Annotated in this window: 7 protein-coding genes and 1 pseudogene; 2 read left to right on the top strand and 6 right to left on the bottom strand. The window is 69.6% G+C overall.

Annotation, left to right across the window (positions count from 1 at the left end):
- Window positions 1-58: 58 nt before the first annotated feature.
- The 4 genes from ACIQOV_RS22030 to tgmC form a co-directional block, all read right to left on the bottom strand.
- Window positions 59-886: a MetQ/NlpA family ABC transporter substrate-binding protein gene (locus ACIQOV_RS22030; protein WP_401050890.1), complete on the bottom strand. Its 828-nt coding sequence runs from the start codon at window positions 884-886 to the stop codon at window positions 59-61.
- Window positions 887-943: 57 nt separating this feature from the next.
- The gene (locus ACIQOV_RS22025) at window positions 944-1,672 is read right to left on the bottom strand and encodes a methionine ABC transporter permease (protein ID WP_359905988.1); all 729 of its coding nucleotides are present in this window, start codon (window positions 1,670-1,672) and stop codon (window positions 944-946) included.
- Window positions 1,669-2,694 (bottom strand): ATP-binding cassette domain-containing protein, encoded by a 1,026-nt coding sequence (locus ACIQOV_RS22020; RefSeq protein ID WP_359905985.1) that lies wholly within the window; start codon window positions 2,692-2,694, stop codon window positions 1,669-1,671. The genes ACIQOV_RS22025 and ACIQOV_RS22020 overlap by 4 nt, the downstream gene beginning before the upstream one ends.
- A 284-nt stretch (window positions 2,695-2,978) precedes the next feature.
- Window positions 2,979-4,127, bottom strand: a complete 1,149-nt coding sequence (gene tgmC / locus ACIQOV_RS22015; RefSeq protein ID WP_401050887.1) for an ATP-grasp peptide maturase system methyltransferase — start codon at window positions 4,125-4,127, stop codon at window positions 2,979-2,981.
- A 129-nt stretch (window positions 4,128-4,256) separates the two neighbouring features.
- Between tgmC and ACIQOV_RS22010 the strand changes: the two are divergent.
- A pseudogene (locus ACIQOV_RS22010) lies at window positions 4,257-4,850 on the top strand (DUF4291 domain-containing protein).
- A gap of 37 nt (window positions 4,851-4,887) precedes the next feature.
- On the opposite strand, the gene ACIQOV_RS22005 reads toward ACIQOV_RS22010, so the two are convergent.
- Together ACIQOV_RS22005 and ACIQOV_RS22000 are read right to left on the bottom strand one after the other, a co-directional pair.
- Window positions 4,888-5,025, bottom strand: coding sequence for a DUF397 domain-containing protein (locus ACIQOV_RS22005; protein ID WP_401050885.1), 138 nt, complete (start codon window positions 5,023-5,025; stop codon window positions 4,888-4,890).
- On the bottom strand, window positions 4,988-5,935 hold the full coding sequence (locus ACIQOV_RS22000) for a helix-turn-helix domain-containing protein (protein ID WP_401050883.1): 948 nt from the start codon (window positions 5,933-5,935) through the stop codon (window positions 4,988-4,990). The genes ACIQOV_RS22005 and ACIQOV_RS22000 overlap by 38 nt, the downstream gene beginning before the upstream one ends.
- Window positions 5,936-6,121: 186 nt before the next feature.
- On the opposite strand from ACIQOV_RS22000, the gene ACIQOV_RS21995 reads away from it, so the two are divergent.
- The coding region (locus ACIQOV_RS21995) for an ATP-binding protein (RefSeq protein ID WP_401050881.1) at window positions 6,122-6,363 on the top strand (242 nt) is incomplete at its 3' end.

Raw genomic sequence — 6,363 nt, 5'->3', positions numbered from 1 at the left:
CCCCCGCCGAGGTGCGGCGGGGGCCCGGTCGGGATCAGGGTGTCGAGCGGACCGCGGCTCAGAAGGCCGGGACGACCGAACCCTGGAAGGTGTCGTTGATGTACTTCTTGACCTCGTCGGAGTGCAGCAGCTCGGCCAGCTTCTTGACCCGCGGGTCGTTCTCCTTGCCCTTCTTGACGGCCAGGATGTTGGCGTACGGGTTGCCCTCGGCCTTCTCCAGCACCAGGGCGTCGGTGGCCGGCTTCAGGCCGGAGTCGATCGCGTAGTTGCCGTTGATGACGGCGGCGTCGAGGTCGGCGACGGAGCGGGGCAGCTGGGCGGCCTCCAGCTCCTTCCACTTGAAGTTCTTCGGGTTGCCGGTCACGTCCGCCGGGGTGGCGGCGGTGGTGACGCCGTCCTTGAGGGTGATCAGCTTGTTGTCGGCGAGCAGCTTGAGCGCGCGGCCCTCGTTGGTGGCGTCGTTCGGCAGACCGATGGTGGCGCCGTCCGGCAGGTCGGCGATCGCCTTGACCTTCTTGGAGTAGACGCCCAGCGGCTCCAGGTGCACGGGCTCGACCGACACGATGTCGGTGCCGCGCTTCTTGTTGAAGTCCTCCAGGTACGGGACGTGCTGGAAGTAGTTGGCGTCGGCCGAACCGTCCTGCACCGCCGTGTTGGGGGTCACGTAGTCGGTGACCTCCTTGATGTCGAGCTTGAGGCCCGCCTTCTCCGCGAGGTTGTCCTTGACGAACTTCAGGATCTGACCGTGCGGGGTGGGGCTGGCCACGACCTTGAGCGGCGCGTTCGCGTCCGACGAGGAGGAGGACCCGGAGCTGCCGCAGGCGGCGAGCGAGAGGGCGACGCCGGCGGTGGCGAGGATGCTGGTGAACTTCAGAACGTTGCGCACGAAAAGTGCCTTTCTGCGTGGAACGGGGAGCCGCGCCCGGGGTCGGACGGGGGAGGTCTAGGAGGCGACGAGGTCCTCGTCGGGAGTCGTCCGGGAGCGGCCGAGCAGCCGGGTCCGGCCGCCGGTGCGCCCGCGGTGGGAGAGCCGCTGGACGACGAAGTCGCCGATCAGCTGGACGGCGGTGACGATGATCACCAGCTCGGCCACGATGACCCACATGAAGGTGGTCTCGAAGCGCTGGTAGCCGTAGTTGACGGCGAGGGTGCCGAGGCCGCCGCCGCCGACCGTGCCGGCCATCGCGGAGTAGCTGATCAGGGTGATGACCGTGGTGGTGACCGAGGCCACGATGCCGGGCAGGGCCTCGGGCAGCAGGGTCTTGCGGACGATCGTCCAGGTGCTGCCGCCCATCGACTGGACCGCCTCGACCAGGCCCCGGTCGACCTCACGGACGGAGGTCTCGACCAGGCGGGCGAAGAACGGGATGGCGCCGATGGTCAGCGGCACGGTCGCCGCCTGCCAGCCGATGGAGGTGCCGACCAGCCAGCGGGTGAAGGAGATCAGCGCGATCATCAGGATGATGAACGGCACCGACCGGGCGAGGTTCACGACGAAGCCGATGCTCTTGTTGACGGCCCGGTTGGCCAGCAGGCCGCCCTTGTCGGTGAGCACCAGCAGCACGCCCAGCGGCAGGCCGAGCAGGACGGTGACGACCGCGGACACCCCGACCATCTGGAAGGTCTCCTGCGTGGCGGGCCCCATCAGGGCCCACATCTCGTCCCAGGTCATGCCACCGCTCCGTCCGTCGCACCGATCACGTCCACCTGCAGGCCCTGCTCGCGCAGGTAGCCGATCGGCACCACGTTGTCCTGGTGGCCGCCGGACAGCTCGACCCGCATCCGGCCGACCATCCGGCCGGCGATGGTCTCCACCGCGGCGCCGAGGATGTTGATGTCGATCTGGTAGGTGCGGGCGAGCTGGGAGACGAAGGGCTGGGCCGAGCTGTCGCCCTGGAAGGTGATCTCCAGCACGGTGGAGCCGGGGTGGCCGGTGCCGAACTCGCTGAGCGGGAACAGCTCGCGGGCCAGCTCGGAGCCGGGCCTGGCGAGCAGGTCGGTGAGCTCGCCGGACTCGACCACCCGGCCGCCGCGCATCAGGGCGGCGGAGTCGCAGACGGACTTGATGACGTCCATCTCGTGGGTGATCAGCAGGACGGTGAGGCCCAGCTGCTGGTTGAGCTCGCGCAGCAGCTTGAGGATCGAGCGGGTGGTCTCCGGGTCGAGCGCCGAGGTGGCCTCGTCGGAGAGCAGCACCTTGGGGTCGCCGGCCAGCGCCCGGGCGATGCCGACGCGCTGCTTCTGGCCGCCGGAGAGCTGGTTGGGGTAGCTGCGGGCCTTGTCGCCCAGGCCGACCAGGTCGAGCAGTTCGGCGGCCTTGCGGCGGCGCTCGGTGCGGTCCAGGCCGATGATCTCCAGCGGGAGCTCGACGTTCTGCTGCACCGTCCGGGAGGAGAGCAGGTTGAAGTGCTGGAAGACCATGCCGATCCGGCGGCGGGCCTCGCGCAGCTCCTTGCCGGCCCGGTTCTCGCCGCCGGCCAGCGCGGTCAGCTCGACCCCGTCCACGGTGACCGTGCCGGAGGACGGGCGCTCCAGCATGTTCACGCAGCGGATGAGGGTGGACTTGCCGGCACCGCTGGTGCCGACGACTCCGTAGACCTCGCCCGGGCGGACGTGCAGGTCGACACCGGCGAGGGCGGTCACCTCGCGGCCTCGGGAACGGTAGACCTTCGTCAGGTCCGTGGTGGTGATCACAGCGGCTTTCCGTGGGTCGGGGGCGGGCGGCGCGGGTCGACCGCCCGACCTGCTTGCGGTCGGCGGGGCGACCTCACGGCGCTGCGCCAGGAGGGTCCGGACCTGGCGTCCCTCGATCGTGGCCGTTGGACGCCGGGGCCGCGCGACGGCGTGGCCCTAACACCCTACCGTTGCACTGAAGAAGCCCCACCGGATCGTTTTCCGGTGGGGCTTCTTCAGGTCTTGACGGCAGTAGCCGAAGAATCCGCTCGCGCGGGGCATAGCGGGCCTCGATCCTGGAGGGGTCAGATCGGCAGGTTCCAGCCCGGTCCGTCCTCGCTTCCGATCCAGACCCGCTGCCCGGTCGGCGAGACGGTGAGGCCGAAGCCCTCCTGGTGCGGCTCGCCGGCCCGCTGCCAGGCTTCGACGGCGCTCTCCACCTGGTCCCAGAGCCGGAGCGGGCCGCGCTGCACCACGGTCCACCCGCCACCGGGGACGGGCGCGGTCCGGGCCTGCGATCCGGTGGCCACGTCCCAGAGGATCTGGTGCCCAACGGCTCCCATCCGTTCGGCCGAGGGCGCCGCGAGCTGGGCGACCCAGCTGCCGGTCCAGGTGCTGATGACCTCGGGGTCGATCCGGGACGGGCGCTCGTCCCCCGGGAGCAGGGAGATGCTCTGGCGCGGCGGTCGGTCGTGCGGGCGGGCGATCATGAAGCTGGTCCAGCCGGGCATGAACCGCCCCGTTCCCTCGCCGGGGGCCGTCAGGACCAGGCGCACGAGCCCGAAGCCGAACCCCCACCCGGACAGGGTCGCCAGGATGACGCCGCCGGGCTTCACCTGGTGCAGCCAGCCGGGCGGCAGGTACCGGACGGCGCAGGTGGCGATCAGCCGGTCGTACGCACCCTCGCCGCCGTCCGGGTCGCCGATCAGCCCGTCGCCGACGACCAGTCGGGGAGCGAACCCGGCCGCCCCGATCGCGGCGGCGGCGCGCTCGGCCACCAGCGGGTCGTACTCGATGCTGGTCAGGTTGGCGTCCCCGAGGCGATGCGCGCCGAGGGCGGTCGAGTAGCCGGTGCCCGTGCCGATCTCCAGCACCCGGTGCCCGGCTACGGCATCGAGCTGCTGCCACATGCCCAGCACCAGGGACGGCAGGGTGGACGACGACGACGGCGTCCCGGTCACGGTGCCCCCGGTCACGTCCTCGGGGCGGACGTGACCGTCGAGTTGGGTGATCAGCGTCTCGTTCGCGTAGACCTGCCTCAGCCATCCGGGGTCGGTCCGGTGCACGGGCCGGTACGCGGTCGGATTGCTGCCCGGGACCGGCACGAAGAACGACCCGACGAACAACTCCCGCGGCACGGCGAGCGCGGCGGCCCGCCACGCCGGATCGCTGATCGCGTCATCCCCGGTGAGGCCGTCCACCAGGGCGGCGCGGAGCCGGTCCGATGTGCTCATGATTCGATGTCCTTCTCCGGGAGGTCGGCGATGGCAGAGCGGAGCGGCTCCACGGCCGGCACCGGGGAAACCCACGCCGCCCGGAAAATCCGCTGGCGCAATGCTCGCGGAGGATCGACCCTGGTCAGCGTGTCAGAACCCAAGTATGAGATCCGCGCCCTCCACACCGCCTCCACGGTAACCGTCTACCAGGCGTACGCGCCGGAGATCGGGCTGCCCGCCGCACGGGACGGCCGCTTTCCGGCGGCGTGGAAGCGGGACCGGATGACGTAGATCAAGCCGTCGTTCCTCTGGATGATGTACCGCTGCGGATGGGCGACCAAGGAGGGGCAGGAGACCGTCCTCGCGATCGAGATCACCCGCGAGGGCTTCGAATGGGCCCTGGAGAACAGCTGCCTTTCCCACTACAAGCACGGGCTGCACCCCGACCAGGCCGCCTGGAAGCGGGACTTGAGGCGGTCGCCGGCCCGCGTGCAGTGGGATCCCGAACGCGGCCTGCATCGGGAGCCGCTGCCCCATCGGTCGCTTCAGCTCGGCCTCACCGGCGAGGCCACCGAGCGCTACGCGGACGAGTGGATCGTCTCGGTGGAGGACGTCACCGCACTCGCGCACACGATCCACTCCCACGTGCGGGCCGGGGAGTTGGAGGAAGCCCGGAAGCTCCTGCCCGCCGAACGCCCGTACCCGTCGGGCGACACCCTGCTGACCCACCTGGGCGCCTGAGCCCGGCCTATGTTCTTCTCGTGTACCGAGTTCCCGGTCAGCCCTGGCCCGGGAACTCGCCGTCTTGAACGGCCGCAACGAATGCTTCCCAAGAAGCGGCCGGGAAGACGAGGGACGGGCCGCCGGGGTCCTTGGAGTCACGCACGGGGACGAGGCCGGGGAATCCGGGGGCCACCTCGATGCAGTTGCCGCCGTTGCCGCCGCTGTAGCTGCTCTTGCGCCAGACGGCCCCGTCGAGCCTGTTCCTCGTCATCCTTGAACCCTTCCAGCGCATCCGCGATCAGCGCGAGCGAGGCGGCTACTGGCAGTGCCGTCCCATGGAGCAGATCATAGCTCCAGCGATGCCGCGCAACGATCTCCGGAGCATCGCTGGAATGCCCGCGATCAAGGCTCTCGGAGTACACACAGGTTCGCCCATCAGGCATGTCCAGCAGCACCATTGAGACGTCAACGCTGGCCTGTCGACACGCGAACGGCGCGATCTGGATCACGATGTTCGGGAGCTTTGCAACCGCCAGCAAGTGTTCCATCTGGCGCCTCATCACGCCCGGTCCGCCATAGACGGTTCGAATGCAGCTCTCATCCAGGATTGCCAGCAGCGGCGGCCCATCCGGCTCCAGGAATCGCTTCTGTCGCGCCAACCGAGCCTGCGTTCGTTGCTCGATCACCTCCGGCCTGCCAGCTGCATCACTGACCGCGAACACGGCCTCCGCATACTCGCGGCATTGCAGTAGCCCATTCATCACAGCAACTTGGAAGACCCTGGCCGCCAGCGCCTCGGCCTCCGCATCGACATGGGTCTGGAACCAATCCGGATGCTCAACCCCCACGCTCCAGTCCACCCGGTCCCAGAGCCGCTTGAGCGATCCGCCCGTGTCGAGCAGCAGGTCCGCCTGCACGACCATGTCCGGCGGCATGCGCCTCTGGCCGGACTCGTACCTGGTGATGTTCGGCCTGGTGCAGTGCAGCAGCTTCGCCAACTGCTCCTGCGTGTAGCCGGCCATCTCCCGGTAGAACCGCAGCTCTTCGCCGAAGATCCGCGCCGAACTGGCCGTCACTTCGCTCTTGAGTCGCCGGTGTGCCATGCCTGACCCCCTGACGTACCGCGTGTGCGTGGTACCCGATTTCGGCCATCACCGTACCTCCGCGACCCGGATCATTGAGACCGGAACGCAATCATCTGCATGCGCAGCGTGATTGTGCGCGCTCCTGTCGCACGCCCCTCCGCCCCTCCGAGGTCCCCCATGCTCAAAACGCACCGTCGCCCCCGCATGTTCGTCGCGCGCCTCGACTCGCGGACCGAGTCCACGCCGCTGGCCCGGTACTTGCTCCGCGCGTACCTCTCCGCCCTCCCCGCGGGCGACCGGTACTCGGACACCGCCGAACTCCTCCTCGGCGAACTGTTCGCCAACGCCGTCCAGCACTCCGACGCCCCCGACGACTGTCACATCGAGGTCCGCTTCACCGTCACCGGCTCCCGTCTGCGCCTGGAAGTCCACGACGCCGGCACCGA

Origin of the sequence: Kitasatospora sp. NPDC091257 (genome assembly GCF_044757675.1) — a bacterium.
Taxonomy (GTDB): Bacteria; Actinomycetota; Actinomycetes; order Streptomycetales; family Streptomycetaceae; genus Kitasatospora; species Kitasatospora lactacystinica.
Note: the sequence above shows the minus strand (reverse complement) of the source record. Positions and strands in the feature narration are given on the sequence as shown.

Bases quoted from the DNA above. Each gene is read 5' to 3' on its own strand.
- ACIQOV_RS22025 (WP_359905988.1), bottom strand. From the start codon at position 1,672: ATGACCTGGGACGAGATGTGGGCCCTGATGGGGCCCGCCACGCAGGAG.
- ACIQOV_RS22000 (WP_401050883.1), bottom strand. From the start codon at position 5,935: ATGGCACACCGGCGACTCAAGAGCGAAGTGACGGCCAGTTCGGCGCGG.
- tgmC (WP_401050887.1), bottom strand. From the start codon at position 4,127: ATGAGCACATCGGACCGGCTCCGCGCCGCCCTGGTGGACGGCCTCACC.